We start from the raw sequence: 18503 nt of genomic DNA on the forward strand, positions 1-18503 counted from the left end.
TATTAGGCTATAAATCTACGGGTAATTAGTACTACTTGGCTATGACATTACTGTCTTTACACCTATAGCCTATCAACGTCGTCATCTCCAACGACCCTTAAAAGATGTCTCATCTTGAGGCGAGTTTCGCACTTATATGCTTTCAGTGCTTATCTCTTCCAAACGTAGCTACTCAGCAGTGCACCTGGCGGTACAACTGATACACCAGAGGTTTGTTCAATTCGGTCCTCTCGTACTAGAATCAAGCCCTCTCAAACATCTAACGCCCGCAATAGATAGAGACCGAACTGTCTCACGACGTTCTGAACCCAGCTCGCGTGCCACTTTAATGGGCGAACAGCCCAACCCTTGGGACCTTCTCCAGCCCCAGGATGTGACGAGCCGACATCGAGGTGCCGAACCTCCCCGTCGATGTGAGCTCTTGGGGGAGACTAGCCTGTTATCCCCGGAGTACCTTTTATCCTATGAGCGATGGCCCTTCCATACGGAACCACCGGATCACTATGTCCTGCTTTCGCACCTGATCGACTTGTAGGTCTCACAGTCAAGCACCCTTATGCCATTACACTCTACGCACGGTTACCAAGCGTGCTGAGGGTACCTTTGAAAGCCTCCGTTACTCTTTTGGAGGCGACCACCCCAGTCAAACTACCCACCACGCAATGTCCTTCCATACAGAAGTTAGGCTCCAAGTAAGTAAAGGGTGGTATTTCAACGTTGGCTCCACAAACACTAGCGTGCCTGCTTCAAAGCCTCCCACCTATCCTACACATTACTTACTCAAAGTCAATACGAAGTTATAGTAAAGGTTCACAGGGTCTTTTCGTCCCATTGCGGGTACTCGGCATCTTCACCGAGACTACAATTTCACAGAGCTCATGGTTGAGACAGTGCCCAGATCGTTACACCATTCGTGCAGGTCGGAACTTACCCGACAAGGAATTTCGCTACCTTAGGACCGTTATAGTTACGGCCGCCGTTTACTGGGGCTTCAGTTAATGCCTTCGCTTACGCTAAGCACCTTCCTTAACCTTCCAGCACCGGGCAGGTGTCAGACCCTATACTGCATCTTTCGATTTTGCAGAGTCCTGTGTTTTTGATAAACAGTCGCCTGGGCCTCTTTACTGCGGCCACCATTGCTGATGGCGTCTCTTCTCCCGAAGTTACGAGACTATTTTGCCTAGTTCCTTAACCATGATTCACTCTAGCACCTTAGGATTCTCTCCTCGACTACCTGTGTCGGTTTTGGTACGGGTTGCTTCACTTCGGCTTTTCTTGGAAGCACTTTCCCTACAGCAGCTTCGCCCGAAGGCTAGGCCTTGACTATTCCGTCAGTCTCCAGTAAGTACGGCACTCCGTCCCCTTTTTAGTGTGAGCAAGTATGGGAATATTAACCCATTGTCCATCCACTACCCCTTTCGGGTTCGCGTTAGGTCCCGACTAACCCTCAGCTGATTAGCATGGCTGAGGAAACCTTAGTCTTTCGGTGAGCGGGTTTCTCGCCCGCTTTATCGTTACTTATGCCTACATTTTCTTTTCTATCCGCTCCACAATACCTCACAGTACTGCTTCGGCGCAAATAGAATGCTCTCCTACCAGATGTATATAAATACAAATCCATAGCTTCGGTAATATGTTTATGCCCGATTATTATCCATGCCGGACCGCTCGACTAGTGAGCTGTTACGCACTCTTTAAATGAATGGCTGCTTCCAAGCCAACATCCTAGCTGTCAATGCAGTCCAACCGCGTTGCTTCAACTTAACATATATTTGGGGACCTTAGCTGTTGGTCTGGGTTCTTTCCCTCTCGGACATGGACCTTAGCACCCATGCCCTCACTGCCGACGAACATTTATTAGCATTCGGAGTTTGTCAGGAATTGGTAGGATTTGACTCCCCCGCATCCAATCAGTAGCTCTACCTCTAATAAACTTAACATCGACGCTGCACCTAAATGCATTTCGGAGAGTACGAGCTATCTCCCAGTTTGATTGGCCTTTCACCCCTACCCACAGGTCATCCGAAGACTTTTCAACGTCAACCGGTTCGGTCCTCCACTCTGTGTTACCAGAGCTTCAACCTGCCCATGGGTAGATCACAAGGTTTCGCGTCTAATCCTACTAACTATACGCCCTATTCAGACTCGCTTTCGCTCCGGCTCCGGTACTTAATACCTTAACCTCGCTAGTAAAATTAACTCGTAGGCTCATTATGCAAAAGGCACGCCGTCACACCATATAGGTGCTCCGACCGCTTGTAGGCGTACGGTTTCAGGTTCTATTTCACCCTTCTATTCGAAGTGCTTTTCACCTTTCCTTCACAGTACTTGTTCACTATCGGTCTTTCAGGAGTATTTAGCCTTGGAGGATGGTCCCCCCATATTCAGACAGGATTTCACGTGTCCCGCCCTACTCATTTATCACTCAAATATGCCTTTCATATACGGGGCTATCACCCGCTACGGCTGTTCTTTCCAGAACATTCTATTAAACATATATCAGCTTTTGGGCTAATCCGCTTTCGCTCGCCACTACTTACGGAATCTCTTCGATTTCTTTTCCTCCGGGTACTTAGATGTTTCAGTTCTCCGGGTTTGCTCCTCTTACGAGGTGACTAGTCTTCAACCAGCCGGGTTGCCCCATTCGGACATCTGCGGATCAATTCGTGTGTGCCAATCCCCGCAGCTTTTCGCAGCTTACCACGTCCTTCGTCGCCTCTGAAAGCCTAGGCATCCGCCATACGCCCTTAACGATTTCTTTCCTAATAATTATATTAGTTCAGTATTTTTTGATAAATTAAATTTATCGATATTTTTATAAACTCGGCACTCGAAAGTGCTCGGTTATCTCTTTGTGATGTCTTTACCGTTAATGTCAATGATCTTAATGTCTTCTCTTCAAACTGATGAACAAATGTTGTTTTTGGCTCCATTCGTAACTTTTAAATCAGTCATCCAAAACTGTGGAGAATAAGGGAGTCGAACCCTTGACCTCCTGCGTGCAAGGCAGGCGCTCTAGCCAGCTGAGCTAATTCCCCCTCTAGTAGACTAAGAGATTAAAGATGCTGGATTCAAGATTTACATCTTGCCTCCTGGCTCTTTCATCTTCCCGTCTTTTTAATTAGTAGTCTCGGGCAGGCTCGAACTGCCGACCTCTACATTATCAGTGTAGCGCTCTAACCAGCTGAGCTACGAGACTGTCTGTCAGACTAAATTCAGATAACAGATACCAGATTAACTGACTCTTTTATCTTCATCCTTGTCTCTCTCAATCCCTATACTAATTTCTAGTGGGTTTTGTATTATTATATATATAGCAACCAAATAAAAAACTAAAGCTTCGCTTTAAGTAAGTGCATGTATCTTGCGATACTAATTTTGTTTATCGTCTAAAGACGCTCTAAAATGAGATGTTCCAGCCGCACCTTCCGGTACGGCTACCTTGTTACGACTTAGCCCTAGTTACCTGTTTTACCCTAGGCAGCTCCTGTTACGGTCACCGACTTCAGGTACCCCAGACTTCCATGGCTTGACGGGCGGTGTGTACAAGGCCCGGGAACGTATTCACCGCGCCATGGCTGATGCGCGATTACTAGCGATTCCAGCTTCATAGAGTCGAGTTGCAGACTCCAATCCGAACTGAGACCAGCTTTCGAGATTTGCATCACATCGCTGTGTAGCTGCCCTCTGTACTGGCCATTGTATTACGTGTGTGGCCCAAGGCGTAAGGGCCGTGATGATTTGACGTCATCCCCACCTTCCTCTCTACTTGCGTAGGCAGTCTCACTAGAGTCCCCAACTTAATGATGGCAACTAGTGACAGGGGTTGCGCTCGTTGCAGGACTTAACCTAACACCTCACGGCACGAGCTGACGACAACCATGCAGCACCTTGAAAAATGTCCGAAGAAAAGTCTATTTCTAAACCTGTCATTTCCCATTTAAGCCTTGGTAAGGTTCCTCGCGTATCATCGAATTAAACCACATAATCCACCGCTTGTGCGGGCCCCCGTCAATTCCTTTGAGTTTCATTCTTGCGAACGTACTCCCCAGGTGGCTAACTTATCACTTTCGCTTAGTCTCTGAATCCGAAAATCCAAAAACGAGTTAGCATCGTTTACGGCGTGGACTACCAGGGTATCTAATCCTGTTCGCTCCCCACGCTTTCGTCCATCAGCGTCAGTTGTTGCTTAGTAACCTGCCTTCGCAATTGGTGTTCTAAGTAATATCTATGCATTTCACCGCTACACTACTTATTCCAGCTACTTCAACAACACTCAAGACCTGCAGTATCAATGGCAGTTTCACAGTTAAGCTGTGAGATTTCACCACTGACTTACAGATCCGCCTACGGACCCTTTAAACCCAATAAATCCGGATAACGCTTGCACCCTCCGTATTACCGCGGCTGCTGGCACGGAGTTAGCCGGTGCTTATTCGTATAGTACCTTCAGCTAGATACACGTATCTAGGTTTATCCCTATACAAAAGAAGTTTACAACCCATAGGGCAGTCGTCCTTCACGCGGGATGGCTGGATCAGGCTCTCACCCATTGTCCAATATTCCTCACTGCTGCCTCCCGTAGGAGTCTGGTCCGTGTCTCAGTACCAGTGTGGGGGATCACCCTCTCAGGCCCCCTAAAGATCGTTGACTTGGTGAGCCGTTACCTCACCAACTATCTAATCTTGCGCGTGCCCATCTCTATCCACCGGAGTTTTCAATAAAAAACGATGCCGTCTCTTATATTATGGGGTATTAATCTTCCTTTCGAAAGGCTATCCCCCAGATAAAGGCAGGTTGCACACGTGTTCCGCACCCGTACGCCGCTCTCTCGTTTCCGAAGAAACAATACCGCTCGGCTTGCATGTGTTAGGCCTCCCGCTAGCGTTCATCCTGAGCCAGGATCAAACTCTCCATTGTATGTTTGTCTGACTCACTCAAAGTTTTGACGCTTTAGTTTTTTCCTTACTTGGTTGTTATATTGTATGTCAATGATCTTTATATCTTCCGCTTTTTAATGAAGCACTCTATTCTGTCAGTGGCGCTCCATATTTGCGAGTGCAAAAGTAAAACTTTATTTCGTTATGACCAAATGTTTTGAAAGAAAAATTTAAAGTTTTTTAAGTAACCTTAACTCCCTTCCTTAACCTCAATCACGATACTCCTGCGCTCCCCTATTTGGGACTGCAAAGATAAGAACTTCTTTTTAACCCGCAAATTTTATTATCTAAAATTTTAAAGTTTATTTCCAGATCTTCTCTATTTAAAGTATACTGTTTATGCTTATCTAAAAGCCCTTCTGCGCTTACCGAATCCCTTTCGTTTTTCAGTGGGGCAAAGATAGAAACTTATACCTTACACAGCAAACTTATTTAACATAAAGTTTAAATAGATTCCTTTTTGTGGAAAAATATAACCATAAAGATCTTACACAAAGGGCTTTAAAAGAATCCTAGAGTTATCCACAATGAGTGTTGATAATTATACAGAGGGAAGTGAGGGCCTACATATCTATATCGTAAATGCTTAAGTTTATAAATAAGTGGTAAAAATGCTTTGGGTATTCTAGAGTAAATACAATGGAGAATGGAAAGTGAATAGTGGAAAATGGAGAGTTGAAAGTTGAGAATGATTGATTGAGGGTAGAGAATGAGGGTTCCGGAGTCATTAGCGCCTATCTGCAGTCTTTATTATTGCGTAGGAATCTACAATGAATAATGGAGAGCTGAGAATGAAAAATTGAGAGTTGAAAATGGATAATGGAAAGTTGAAAGTTGAGAATAAATATAAATGTGTTGTGATCATAAGGAAGGAGTTATAAGAAAGACTATCCTTATTCAATAGAAGCGGGCTTTAGCCCGGTTGATATAGATTATGATTAGACTAGATTAGATTAGACTAGATTAGATCATATAGATACCAAAAAAAATCCTTTATCGTTATGATAAAGGATTTTTAAAAATAAAATAAAAACTGGCGGCGACCTACTCTCCCGCTTTCGCAGTACCATCGGAGCTGGTGGGCTTAACTTCTGTGTTCGGAATGGGAACAGGTGAGCCCCACCGCTAAAACCACCCTAAAGAAGGTATATAAGGTTGCAGGTTAGAGGTAAAAGGCTGCAGGCTTATCCTGCTTCCTAATAGCCAACATCTGCTACCTGGTTTATCGATAAAAACTTTCACAAAGAGGTAACCTTGCTGCACTTCCGTGCGCCATATTAGGCTATAAATCTACGGGTAATTAGTACTACTTGGCTATGACATTACTGTCTTTACACCTATAGCCTATCAACGTCGTCATCTCCAACGACCCTTAAAAGATGTCTCATCTTGAGGCGAGTTTCGCACTTATATGCTTTCAGTGCTTATCTCTTCCAAACGTAGCTACTCAGCAGTGCACCTGGCGGTACAACTGATACACCAGAGGTTTGTTCAATTCGGTCCTCTCGTACTAGAATCAAGCCCTCTCAAACATCTAACGCCCGCAATAGATAGAGACCGAACTGTCTCACGACGTTCTGAACCCAGCTCGCGTGCCACTTTAATGGGCGAACAGCCCAACCCTTGGGACCTTCTCCAGCCCCAGGATGTGACGAGCCGACATCGAGGTGCCGAACCTCCCCGTCGATGTGAGCTCTTGGGGGAGACTAGCCTGTTATCCCCGGAGTACCTTTTATCCTATGAGCGATGGCCCTTCCATACGGAACCACCGGATCACTATGTCCTGCTTTCGCACCTGATCGACTTGTAGGTCTCACAGTCAAGCACCCTTATGCCATTACACTCTACGCACGGTTACCAAGCGTGCTGAGGGTACCTTTGAAAGCCTCCGTTACTCTTTTGGAGGCGACCACCCCAGTCAAACTACCCACCACGCAATGTCCTTCCATACAGAAGTTAGGCTCCAAGTAAGTAAAGGGTGGTATTTCAACGTTGGCTCCACAAACACTAGCGTGCCTGCTTCAAAGCCTCCCACCTATCCTACACATTACTTACTCAAAGTCAATACGAAGTTATAGTAAAGGTTCACAGGGTCTTTTCGTCCCATTGCGGGTACTCGGCATCTTCACCGAGACTACAATTTCACAGAGCTCATGGTTGAGACAGTGCCCAGATCGTTACACCATTCGTGCAGGTCGGAACTTACCCGACAAGGAATTTCGCTACCTTAGGACCGTTATAGTTACGGCCGCCGTTTACTGGGGCTTCAGTTAATGCCTTCGCTTACGCTAAGCACCTTCCTTAACCTTCCAGCACCGGGCAGGTGTCAGACCCTATACTGCATCTTTCGATTTTGCAGAGTCCTGTGTTTTTGATAAACAGTCGCCTGGGCCTCTTTACTGCGGCCACCATTGCTGATGGCGTCTCTTCTCCCGAAGTTACGAGACTATTTTGCCTAGTTCCTTAACCATGATTCACTCTAGCACCTTAGGATTCTCTCCTCGACTACCTGTGTCGGTTTTGGTACGGGTTGCTTCACTTCGGCTTTTCTTGGAAGCACTTTCCCTACAGCAGCTTCGCCCGAAGGCTAGGCCTTGACTATTCCGTCAGTCTCCAGTAAGTACGGCACTCCGTCCCCTTTTTAGTGTGAGCAAGTATGGGAATATTAACCCATTGTCCATCCACTACCCCTTTCGGGTTCGCGTTAGGTCCCGACTAACCCTCAGCTGATTAGCATGGCTGAGGAAACCTTAGTCTTTCGGTGAGCGGGTTTCTCGCCCGCTTTATCGTTACTTATGCCTACATTTTCTTTTCTATCCGCTCCACAATACCTCACAGTACTGCTTCGGCGCAAATAGAATGCTCTCCTACCAGATGTATATAAATACAAATCCATAGCTTCGGTAATATGTTTATGCCCGATTATTATCCATGCCGGACCGCTCGACTAGTGAGCTGTTACGCACTCTTTAAATGAATGGCTGCTTCCAAGCCAACATCCTAGCTGTCAATGCAGTCCAACCGCGTTGCTTCAACTTAACATATATTTGGGGACCTTAGCTGTTGGTCTGGGTTCTTTCCCTCTCGGACATGGACCTTAGCACCCATGCCCTCACTGCCGACGAACATTTATTAGCATTCGGAGTTTGTCAGGAATTGGTAGGATTTGACTCCCCCGCATCCAATCAGTAGCTCTACCTCTAATAAACTTAACATCGACGCTGCACCTAAATGCATTTCGGAGAGTACGAGCTATCTCCCAGTTTGATTGGCCTTTCACCCCTACCCACAGGTCATCCGAAGACTTTTCAACGTCAACCGGTTCGGTCCTCCACTCTGTGTTACCAGAGCTTCAACCTGCCCATGGGTAGATCACAAGGTTTCGCGTCTAATCCTACTAACTATACGCCCTATTCAGACTCGCTTTCGCTCCGGCTCCGGTACTTAATACCTTAACCTCGCTAGTAAAATTAACTCGTAGGCTCATTATGCAAAAGGCACGCCGTCACACCATATAGGTGCTCCGACCGCTTGTAGGCGTACGGTTTCAGGTTCTATTTCACCCTTCTATTCGAAGTGCTTTTCACCTTTCCTTCACAGTACTTGTTCACTATCGGTCTTTCAGGAGTATTTAGCCTTGGAGGATGGTCCCCCCATATTCAGACAGGATTTCACGTGTCCCGCCCTACTCATTTATCACTCAAATATGCCTTTCATATACGGGGCTATCACCCGCTACGGCTGTTCTTTCCAGAACATTCTATTAAACATATATCAGCTTTTGGGCTAATCCGCTTTCGCTCGCCACTACTTACGGAATCTCTTCGATTTCTTTTCCTCCGGGTACTTAGATGTTTCAGTTCTCCGGGTTTGCTCCTCTTACGAGGTGACTAGTCTTCAACCAGCCGGGTTGCCCCATTCGGACATCTGCGGATCAATTCGTGTGTGCCAATCCCCGCAGCTTTTCGCAGCTTACCACGTCCTTCGTCGCCTCTGAAAGCCTAGGCATCCGCCATACGCCCTTAACGATTTCTTTCCTAATAATTATATTAGTTCAGTATTTTTTGATAAATTAAATTTATCGATATTTTTATAAACTCGGCACTCGAAAGTGCTCGGTTATCTCTTTGTGATGTCTTTACCGTTAATGTCAATGATCTTAATGTCTTCTCTTCAAACTGATGAACAAATGTTGTTTTTGGCTCCATTCGTAACTTTTAAATCAGTCATCCAAAACTGTGGAGAATAAGGGAGTCGAACCCTTGACCTCCTGCGTGCAAGGCAGGCGCTCTAGCCAGCTGAGCTAATTCCCCCTCTAGTAGACTAAGAGATTAAAGATGCTGGATTCAAGATTTACATCTTGCCTCCTGGCTCTTTCATCTTCCCGTCTTTTTAATTAGTAGTCTCGGGCAGGCTCGAACTGCCGACCTCTACATTATCAGTGTAGCGCTCTAACCAGCTGAGCTACGAGACTGTCTGTCAGACTAAATTCAGATAACAGATACCAGATTAACTGACTCTTTTATCTTCATCCTTGTCTCTCTCAATCCCTATACTAATTTCTAGTGGGTTTTGTATTATTATATATATAGCAACCAAATAAAAAACTAAAGCTTCGCTTTAAGTAAGTGCATGTATCTTGCGATACTAATTTTGTTTATCGTCTAAAGACGCTCTAAAATGAGATGTTCCAGCCGCACCTTCCGGTACGGCTACCTTGTTACGACTTAGCCCTAGTTACCTGTTTTACCCTAGGCAGCTCCTGTTACGGTCACCGACTTCAGGTACCCCAGACTTCCATGGCTTGACGGGCGGTGTGTACAAGGCCCGGGAACGTATTCACCGCGCCATGGCTGATGCGCGATTACTAGCGATTCCAGCTTCATAGAGTCGAGTTGCAGACTCCAATCCGAACTGAGACCAGCTTTCGAGATTTGCATCACATCGCTGTGTAGCTGCCCTCTGTACTGGCCATTGTATTACGTGTGTGGCCCAAGGCGTAAGGGCCGTGATGATTTGACGTCATCCCCACCTTCCTCTCTACTTGCGTAGGCAGTCTCACTAGAGTCCCCAACTTAATGATGGCAACTAGTGACAGGGGTTGCGCTCGTTGCAGGACTTAACCTAACACCTCACGGCACGAGCTGACGACAACCATGCAGCACCTTGAAAAATGTCCGAAGAAAAGTCTATTTCTAAACCTGTCATTTCCCATTTAAGCCTTGGTAAGGTTCCTCGCGTATCATCGAATTAAACCACATAATCCACCGCTTGTGCGGGCCCCCGTCAATTCCTTTGAGTTTCATTCTTGCGAACGTACTCCCCAGGTGGCTAACTTATCACTTTCGCTTAGTCTCTGAATCCGAAAATCCAAAAACGAGTTAGCATCGTTTACGGCGTGGACTACCAGGGTATCTAATCCTGTTCGCTCCCCACGCTTTCGTCCATCAGCGTCAGTTGTTGCTTAGTAACCTGCCTTCGCAATTGGTGTTCTAAGTAATATCTATGCATTTCACCGCTACACTACTTATTCCAGCTACTTCAACAACACTCAAGACCTGCAGTATCAATGGCAGTTTCACAGTTAAGCTGTGAGATTTCACCACTGACTTACAGATCCGCCTACGGACCCTTTAAACCCAATAAATCCGGATAACGCTTGCACCCTCCGTATTACCGCGGCTGCTGGCACGGAGTTAGCCGGTGCTTATTCGTATAGTACCTTCAGCTAGATACACGTATCTAGGTTTATCCCTATACAAAAGAAGTTTACAACCCATAGGGCAGTCGTCCTTCACGCGGGATGGCTGGATCAGGCTCTCACCCATTGTCCAATATTCCTCACTGCTGCCTCCCGTAGGAGTCTGGTCCGTGTCTCAGTACCAGTGTGGGGGATCACCCTCTCAGGCCCCCTAAAGATCGTTGACTTGGTGAGCCGTTACCTCACCAACTATCTAATCTTGCGCGTGCCCATCTCTATCCACCGGAGTTTTCAATAAAAAACGATGCCGTCTCTTATATTATGGGGTATTAATCTTCCTTTCGAAAGGCTATCCCCCAGATAAAGGCAGGTTGCACACGTGTTCCGCACCCGTACGCCGCTCTCTCGTTTCCGAAGAAACAATACCGCTCGGCTTGCATGTGTTAGGCCTCCCGCTAGCGTTCATCCTGAGCCAGGATCAAACTCTCCATTGTATGTTTGTCTGACTCACTCAAAGTTTTGACGCTTTAGTTTTTTCCTTACTTGGTTGTTATATTGTATGTCAATGATCTTTATATCTTCCGCTTTTTAATGAAGCACTCTATTCTGTCAGTGGCGCTCCATATTTGCGAGTGCAAAAGTAAAACTTTATTTCGTTATGACCAAATGTTTTGAAAGAAAAATTTAAAGTTTTTTAAGTAACCTTAACTCCCTTCCTTAACCTCAATCACGATACTCCTGCGCTCCCCTATTTGGGACTGCAAAGATAAGAACTTCTTTTTAACTCACAAATTTTATTATCTAAAATTTTAAAGTTTATTTCCAGATCTTCTCTATTTAAAGTATACTGTCTCTGCTTATCTAAAAGCCCTTCTGCGCTTACCGAATCCCTTTCGTTTTTCAGTGGGGCAAAGATAGAAACTTATACCTTACACAGCAAACTTATTTAACATAAAGTTTACTTTCGCGTAATATTAAACCTTAAACGACTGGAAGGCAGGGAGAAAAATTTTAAACAAAAGTTTAATAAATGAAAAAGCAATGGGTAAAGCTGGAAAATTAGCAATAAAGGGTACACGTTATTATATATAGTAAAACAAATTTTTGATATGCATTTAGATTTTAGAAAGGTCCGAAAGGAGTCAGAAAGTATTATGATGTCGTCCTAAAACCCAACCTATTGAATGGTTATAGGTTTCACAAATATTGTTCCTTATACTATAGATTACATTTCAGAAAAGATGATTTAATCAAACAGTCTTAGCTGCTGGTCACGGCTTCCTGTAAAGTTTGCAATAGAAAGCTTAGGAAATTCTTTTTCGCTAAAAAACTTCTTTCTCCCTATTTTAAAAGTAGTATGAATCATTTCAGCAATATTCCCTTCTCCTCTTTGTCTTTCAAAATATCTTTTATCTCCGAGCTTCCCACCCCTCATGGAACGGATCAGGTTCAGAACTTTCTGTGCTCTGTCTGGAAAATGCGCTTCAATCCAATTTACAAAAACCGGCTCCACAGTATCATTCAACCGAATGAGAGTATATCCAAACCCTAAAGCACCGGCATCTGAGACTGATTTTAATATATTCAAAGGTTCATTACTATTTAGCCCGGGAATTACAGGAGCAACCATGACATGAACAGGTATTTTATTTTCAGATAGTATTTCTATAGCTTTTAACTTATTCTTTGCCGAACTTGTTCTGGGTTCCATCTTTATCCTAAGTTCTTCATTAATGGTAGGAATACTTAATGAAACTGAAACTAAATTTTGTTCTGCCATTGGCTTCAAAATATCAAGATCTCTTAATACCAAAGCATTTTTTGTCAGCACATTCACGGGATGTCTATAATCAAGACACATCTGAAGCAATTTTCGGGTAATTTCAAATTTTCGTTCTGCAGGCTGATAACAGTCTGTATTTCCTGACAGCAAAATTGGAGCAGCCTGATATCCACGTTTTTGAAAAAATTTCTCTAAAAGTTCCGGAGCATTCTTTTTTATCATGATCTTCCTTTCAAAATCAATTCCTGCACTATATCCCCAATATTCATGGGTGGGTCTTGCAAAGCAATAAGAACATCCATGTTCGCATCCCTGATAGGGGTTCATAGAATATTCCATCGGGAGATCTTCGCTTTTAACCTGATTGACAATTGTTTTTGGAAAAACTTCAGTAAATGAAGTCTTCACTGTTTCGAAATCTTCATCGTCAGGCTCATAGGTATATCTTTCGAAACGATTGGTAACGTTCCGCTGAGCTCCCTGACCTTTTATGAAATTTTTGTTTTGCATTCTGCTGTAAAATTATAATGGAATTTTTATAAAATAATGAGTTTTAACATTAAAGTTTTTCCAAAAAAAAATCCAACACTTAAAAAGTGTTGGATTAAACATAATTAATATATTTTTTTACTACTTCAGCGCATAGAATTCAACTCCATGAGTTTCATCTTCCTGGTTTTTTTCATCAAAGTGTCTGTGATAATCCGAATAGGAATCACTATATTTTTTGTCTTTTTTAGTCAAAATTTTTTTAATACTTATTAAACTTAATACCGCCAAAAGACCTACTCCTCCTGCCAGTAAAACTCCAACTTCTTTTTTCATATTTTCTTTGATTTATTGTTGTAGGTATTGCAAAAAGTGTACCTATTTTCGATTCCTGAATTATAAATTTTGTTAACATTAAACTTTATTTTTAAGAAAGTTACAATTCATTATTTTTCTTAGGTTTACAAAAGCAATGGTTTAATTATTGTACTCATCACTAAAAATAGTATTATGGAAAATCCCGGAAACTTTGACCAAATGACCACTTTAAGCCAAGTAATGAAAACGCTTTCTGAGAGAGGAATACACAGGGAGTTCAGAATGAACAAAGACTGTGAAATGAAGTTTGAAAATTCTGAGAAAATTTATCAGCCTTCTGAATTGACAATATTGAAGACTTATCGCTTTGAAGGAGATAGTAATCCCGATGACAACGCTGTTCTGTACGTTGTAAAGGACAATGAGGGAAATCGTGGGATGATTATAGATTCTTATGGAGCTGACAGCAATTATCCGGGAGAGCAATTCGATGAATTTTTAAGAAAAATTCAGGTTTTGGAAAGTGATGAATTCAAATTTTAAACCATCAACAGCTATGTTAATTTTTTAAACCATTGGGCTTGTTTTAATAAAATAAAATCTTGCCTACGCTGGCTAAGATTATTCATTTCATCACTTCTTAATGGTTTAAAAGATTATTCATTTTGTGGGGTTTCTTTATGTTTAAAGATATTATTCAAAAATCCTTTCTTTTCTTTTTTCTCTTCTCCAGGTTTTGAGTCGGCTTTTTTATTTTTAATTTCCTGTTTGATTTCTTTGACAGACTGTTTCATTTCTTTTACAGAAGAGACCACATTTTTTACTTTCTTCTCTGTTTTTTCAACATTTATTCCAATAAGCGTTTTCTTTAACCCTTGTTCTATTCCTTTCCAGAAAAGGTTAAAGAATGATTTAGTGGGATCACGTTCTACATTTTCTACATCAACTGCCTCAGGAAAATTCCCCGAATTTGATTTTATAAAAACATTGACTACAGCGGTTAACAGTCCTTTCTTTTCATGGTTATGTTTATTTAAAACTGCAATTTTCAAATCTTTATGTTTGAGATTGAATGTTCCATGTAATCCTGCCGGATTTCCTTTAAAATTAAAAAGCATTTCCTGGATGGTCCCAGAAGTGGCTGTCACGTGAAGATAGGGCCTGATAAAAGGGTTAATGCCGCCAGCAGGGAGATTGGACGTCTTCCCCGAAATGGCAAAGTTATCATTATGATCTGCAACATCAAAGCTCCAGTTTACAGCAAGAGGCGACAGGTTCATAAATGAGCAATTGATTCTAATATCAACCTTTGTAGGCTTTCCTTTTGTTTTGGCAGAATTAAGGTTTTTGACATTCATATTAAATTTACTGAACGTCAGTTTGCCGGGTCCCATACTTTCAGGAGTATCTTCTTCATATACTAAAACTGAATTTTTAAGATCCAGATTGTGAACCGTCATTGGAACTTTGACGGAACGAAGCATTTTTGAATAAAGCGGCTTTATTTTAGGGTCATCTTTTGGAATTTTACTTCTGAAAATATTGGCATCTGCAGATTGTATCGTGACATTTGAAGCATTAATAAATTTATGGTGAGAAAACAGATCCCAATTTCCTTCCGCAGTGATTTCTCCAGCCTTCAAATCATAGAGATCCCTTTCTACAGGTATCATTTTGATAAATTCTGCTCTCGAAACGGTAGGCTTCATCGTAAAATTATTGATCTGAACTTTATTTTTATTCAACTTTAAAAGTCCAACACTCATATTATAAAACTGTGTTTTGTAAGCAAAGTTGCGTGTTGTCAGAAAATAGTCTTTGATTTTGAAGGAAATCCCTTGATTATTAGGTTTTGGAGTAGCTTCAATTTGATTAAATGTAGCATTCAGATCATGAAAAGCAAGGGGCTCCTTTTCTTTATCGTAAGTAATATTTGAATTTTTCAATGAAAGTTTCCTGATGATCAAAGAGTTTATAAATCCTGCCTGAGGCTTTTTATTCTGCTTTTCCGGCCCTGCTTTGATTGTTCCGTTTACATTTTCCACGAGAACGTCTTTAATATCCAGATTGAGTTTTTTATCAATAAACTCTAATTTATTAATATTAAATGCAATATGACCGGTTCTAAGACCTATTGATCTTTTTTCTTCTCCGGAAGAGCCCGGAGTCAGCATAATATCACGAATTTCTCCATTTGTCGGCTTTAGAGCAATGCTTCCCACAGATATATTCTGGCGTCCCGCATATTCTATATTCTTTCCGGAAAATGTAAAGTCCTTATATTCAATGGGAACTATTTTTTCTGAGGTTTCTTTATTAAATATCAGCTGATTGATATTCAAATTAAGATTTCCCGCGGATAAAAGTTTGCTTCCGTCCTGTTTATTGATTTGAACAACCGCATTATTAAGCTTAATATTTTTTAGATCAACTTCAAAATCTGATTTTTTGCCAGAATTTTTAATTTTGACATCCGTTTTGTATAATGTAAAAACAGGGTTTTTAAATTCGGCATTGGTAAGTGAAATTTTATTTTTATTCAATATCACATCTTTGAAATCCATTTTAGGAATTGTGAATTGAAACAACTGCGTTTTTTGAGGGTAAAACTTTTTGAATTGGGCAAAAGACAAAAGCGGAATCAGTTTAAAATTATCCACAGACATCTGCCCGTCTTCTGTGGTGATGGTACTGATTGTAACCGCATAAATGCCGTTCGGTCTAAAGAAGAAGCTTTTCCCTTTAATACTATAACTGTCAAAAATGACCGGTAGTTTATTCTCTACAGATTCTTCTGTCATCTGCAGATTTTCTACAAAGAGATCTAGCTGCTGTACCGACAGAAATTTTTGTTTTGTATGCCTGAAAAGAGCAATCTTCCCATCACTAATTCTTATATTTTCAAATAAAAATGGGCTTTTTTTCTTTCCGGTCTTATGATCTGCGGGTCTTGGAAGGATAATGTTTAAGTTAGGTTTTGCCAGCAAAAGATCAGAAGAGCTTATTCTTTTATTAAAAACAGCATCATAAATACCAATACGGCTGATTTTTAGGGTATCAATAGTTCCCTGCAGTCCAACGACATCAATATTTTTAGGGTCTTTACTATTAATAGATATCCCTGCGGATAAGATATTTCCTGTTGTGAGGTCTACATCAAGCGTTTTATAGGATACTTTATAATCTGTATTATTCTTGATATATTCAGGAAGCTGGGTTTTAAGCCATATATTCAGTCCAAAATTCAAAGTGAGAAGAATTCCCGCTAAGATTCCAAAACTTATCAATAGTCTTTTAGCCCATTTTTTCATATTATGTGATTTGGTTTGCCACCTGATCAAGGTGATACTAATTTTTTGTCTCCAGTTCGACTAAATATCCTTCGTGTCCTCTTATATTAATAAAGTTTCCGCCTTCAAATCCGAGATACTGTCCTTTTATCCCAACTAATTTTCCTGTAAATTCAGGTTTTTTGTCTAAGGTAAATGAAGTTACTTTTTCCGGTTTTTGAAAAGGGTAATCAAACTTCCACAATTCTTCTCCTTCACTATAGAATTTCTGAAAATCTCCAGGGAAGTATTCTTTTATTTTCTGTCTGAAATCTGCAAGATCAATTTCTCCTTCGAAATCATCCTGTAACATCTTTCTCCAGTTGGTTTTATCTGCTAAATGTTCTTTTAAGGCAACTTCTATCATTCCTGCTTCATAACGGTTTTCTGTTCTTGCAATAGGCAATGCAAAAGTCGCACCCTGATCAATCCATCTTGTAGGAATCTGTGTATTTCTGGTCACTCCCACTTTAACGTCTCCTGTATAAGCCAGATAAACGGTATGAGGCTGGAGCTGGATTTGTTTTTCAATCTCCAAATCGCGTTCTGCTACTCCTAAATGTGCTGTAGAAAGCTCCGGACGGATAATGGTATCACTGGCATAAGGACTTTCAAAAAAACAATTTTTACAAAATCCCATTCTGTAGATTGGCTTATTTTCGCCACAGTTTACACATTGGAAACCCGTATGTTTTATACTTAGCTCCTTCCCTATCAGCTCGTTCATATGGATAAGGTCACCCGACAGATTGAGATAATATTGAATTGGCTTAGCATCGTAGCTTGTCATTTTTAAAATTTGCCCTTGAAACTGCATATTATAATTTATATTACTTTTTTAAGTAAATTTAATGATTATATTTTCAAAACGTAAAATTTATATTTTTGCACTAATAAAAAATCACAGATGACTTACCTTGTAACAGGAGGCAGTGGGTTCATTGGTTCTCATTTAATTGAACAATTATTAAGAAATGGACATTCTGTCATAAACATTGACAATTTTGATAATTTTTACGGCTATCAGGTAAAAATTAAAAATACTTTAGAGTCAATTGGCAAAATTTCGGATTTTGAATTCTCTGATAAAGAGACTGATATCCAACATTTAATTTCCCTCTCCCACTCCGATCAATATTCCCTTCATTATCAGGATATCCGAGATAAAAAAGGATTAGAAAATATATTTAAAAGCCATACTATAGATATGGTTATTCATCTGGCAGCACTGGCCGGCGTTCGTCCTTCTATTGAAAGGCCTTTAGAATATGAAGAAGTTAATGTAAGAGGTACGATGAACCTTTGGGAACTTTGTAAAGATTTTAATATCAAAAAATTTATTTGCGCTTCTTCTTCAAGTGTTTATGGAAATAACGAAAATACCCCTTTTGTAGAAACAGATAATGTAGACAATCCTATTTCACCTTATGCGGCCACTAAAAAAAGCGGAGAGATACTGGGTCACGTTTATCATAAGCTTTATGATATAGATATGATCCAACTTCGGTTCTTTACCGTGTATGGTCCAAGGCAGAGACCAGATCTTGCGATCCATAAATTTACGAGGCTTATTTCAGAAGGCCGGGAGATTCCTTTCTATGGTGACGGAAATACTGCCAGAGATTATACTTATATAGATGACATTATTGATGGAATTACGAAATCTATAGTGTATCTGGAAAATAATTCCGGGGTGTACGAGATTCTTAATCTGGGTGAAAACCAGGTGATCACTTTATGTGAAATGGTATCGGCCATTGAAGAGGCCCTGAAAAAAACTGCCACAAAAAAAATTCTGCCAATGCAGCCGGGAGATGTCACAAAAACCAATGCAGATATTACAAAAGCAAAGGTTTTAATAGGGTATCAGCCCCACACAGACTTCCAAAATGGCATAAAAAAATTTGTGGAATGGTTTTTGAGAAAACGACAATAAGTAAATT

Annotated in this window: 6 protein-coding genes, 4 tRNA genes and 5 rRNA genes; 2 read left to right on the plus strand and 13 right to left on the minus strand. The window is 41.4% G+C overall.

What is annotated here, in order from left to right:
• Positions 1 to 5: 5 nt before the first annotated feature.
• The 11 genes from LF887_RS22895 to LF887_RS22945 form a co-directional block, all read right to left on the minus strand.
• A 23S ribosomal RNA gene (locus LF887_RS22895) occupies positions 6 to 2761 on the minus strand.
• Positions 2762 to 2964: 203 nt separating this feature from the next.
• Positions 2965 to 3038 (minus strand) — tRNA-Ala (locus LF887_RS22900).
• Between the two features lie 87 nt (positions 3039 to 3125).
• Positions 3126 to 3199, minus strand: a tRNA-Ile gene (locus LF887_RS22905).
• 204 nt (positions 3200 to 3403) lie between these two features.
• A 16S ribosomal RNA gene (locus LF887_RS22910) occupies positions 3404 to 4920 on the minus strand.
• 1051 nt (positions 4921 to 5971) lie between these two features.
• Positions 5972 to 6079: ribosomal RNA gene (gene rrf / locus LF887_RS22915) — 5S ribosomal RNA — on the minus strand.
• A 141-nt stretch (positions 6080 to 6220) separates the two neighbouring features.
• Positions 6221 to 8976, minus strand: a 23S ribosomal RNA gene (locus tag LF887_RS22920).
• 203 nt (positions 8977 to 9179) lie between these two features.
• Positions 9180 to 9253 (minus strand) — tRNA-Ala (locus LF887_RS22925).
• Between the two features lie 87 nt (positions 9254 to 9340).
• Positions 9341 to 9414, minus strand: a tRNA-Ile gene (locus LF887_RS22930).
• A gap of 204 nt (positions 9415 to 9618) precedes the next feature.
• Positions 9619 to 11135 (minus strand): 16S ribosomal RNA (locus LF887_RS22935).
• The 16S, 23S and 5S rRNA genes sit together here with 4 tRNA genes alongside, the layout of an rRNA operon.
• Positions 11136 to 11887: 752 nt before the next feature.
• Positions 11888 to 12934 (minus strand): PA0069 family radical SAM protein, encoded by a 1047-nt coding sequence (locus LF887_RS22940; protein ID WP_236856554.1) that lies wholly within the window; start codon positions 12932 to 12934, stop codon positions 11888 to 11890.
• A 120-nt stretch (positions 12935 to 13054) separates the two neighbouring features.
• Positions 13055 to 13249: a hypothetical protein gene (locus tag LF887_RS22945; protein ID WP_047379954.1), complete on the minus strand. Its 195-nt coding sequence runs from the start codon at positions 13247 to 13249 to the stop codon at positions 13055 to 13057.
• 174 nt (positions 13250 to 13423) lie between these two features.
• On the opposite strand from LF887_RS22945, the gene LF887_RS22950 reads away from it, so the two are divergent.
• Positions 13424 to 13774: a hypothetical protein gene (locus LF887_RS22950; protein ID WP_236856555.1), complete on the plus strand. Its 351-nt coding sequence runs from the start codon at positions 13424 to 13426 to the stop codon at positions 13772 to 13774.
• A 113-nt stretch (positions 13775 to 13887) separates the two neighbouring features.
• Here LF887_RS22950 and LF887_RS22955 read toward each other — a convergent pair whose 3' ends face one another.
• Entirely contained in the window at positions 13888 to 16542 is a 2655-nt protein-coding gene (locus LF887_RS22955) for a hypothetical protein (RefSeq protein WP_236856556.1), read from the minus strand.
• Between the two features lie 37 nt (positions 16543 to 16579).
• Entirely contained in the window at positions 16580 to 17377 is a 798-nt protein-coding gene (locus LF887_RS22960; protein ID WP_236856557.1) for a DUF2797 domain-containing protein, read from the minus strand.
• 90 nt (positions 17378 to 17467) lie between these two features.
• Between LF887_RS22960 and LF887_RS22965 the strand changes: the two genes are divergently transcribed.
• Positions 17468 to 18496: a GDP-mannose 4,6-dehydratase gene (locus tag LF887_RS22965; protein ID WP_236856558.1), complete on the plus strand. Its 1029-nt coding sequence runs from the start codon at positions 17468 to 17470 to the stop codon at positions 18494 to 18496.
• Positions 18497 to 18503 lie beyond the last annotated feature (7 nt).

It is taken from the genome of Chryseobacterium sp. MEBOG06 (assembly GCF_021869765.1).
In the GTDB taxonomy this organism is placed as follows: domain Bacteria; phylum Bacteroidota; class Bacteroidia; order Flavobacteriales; family Weeksellaceae; genus Chryseobacterium.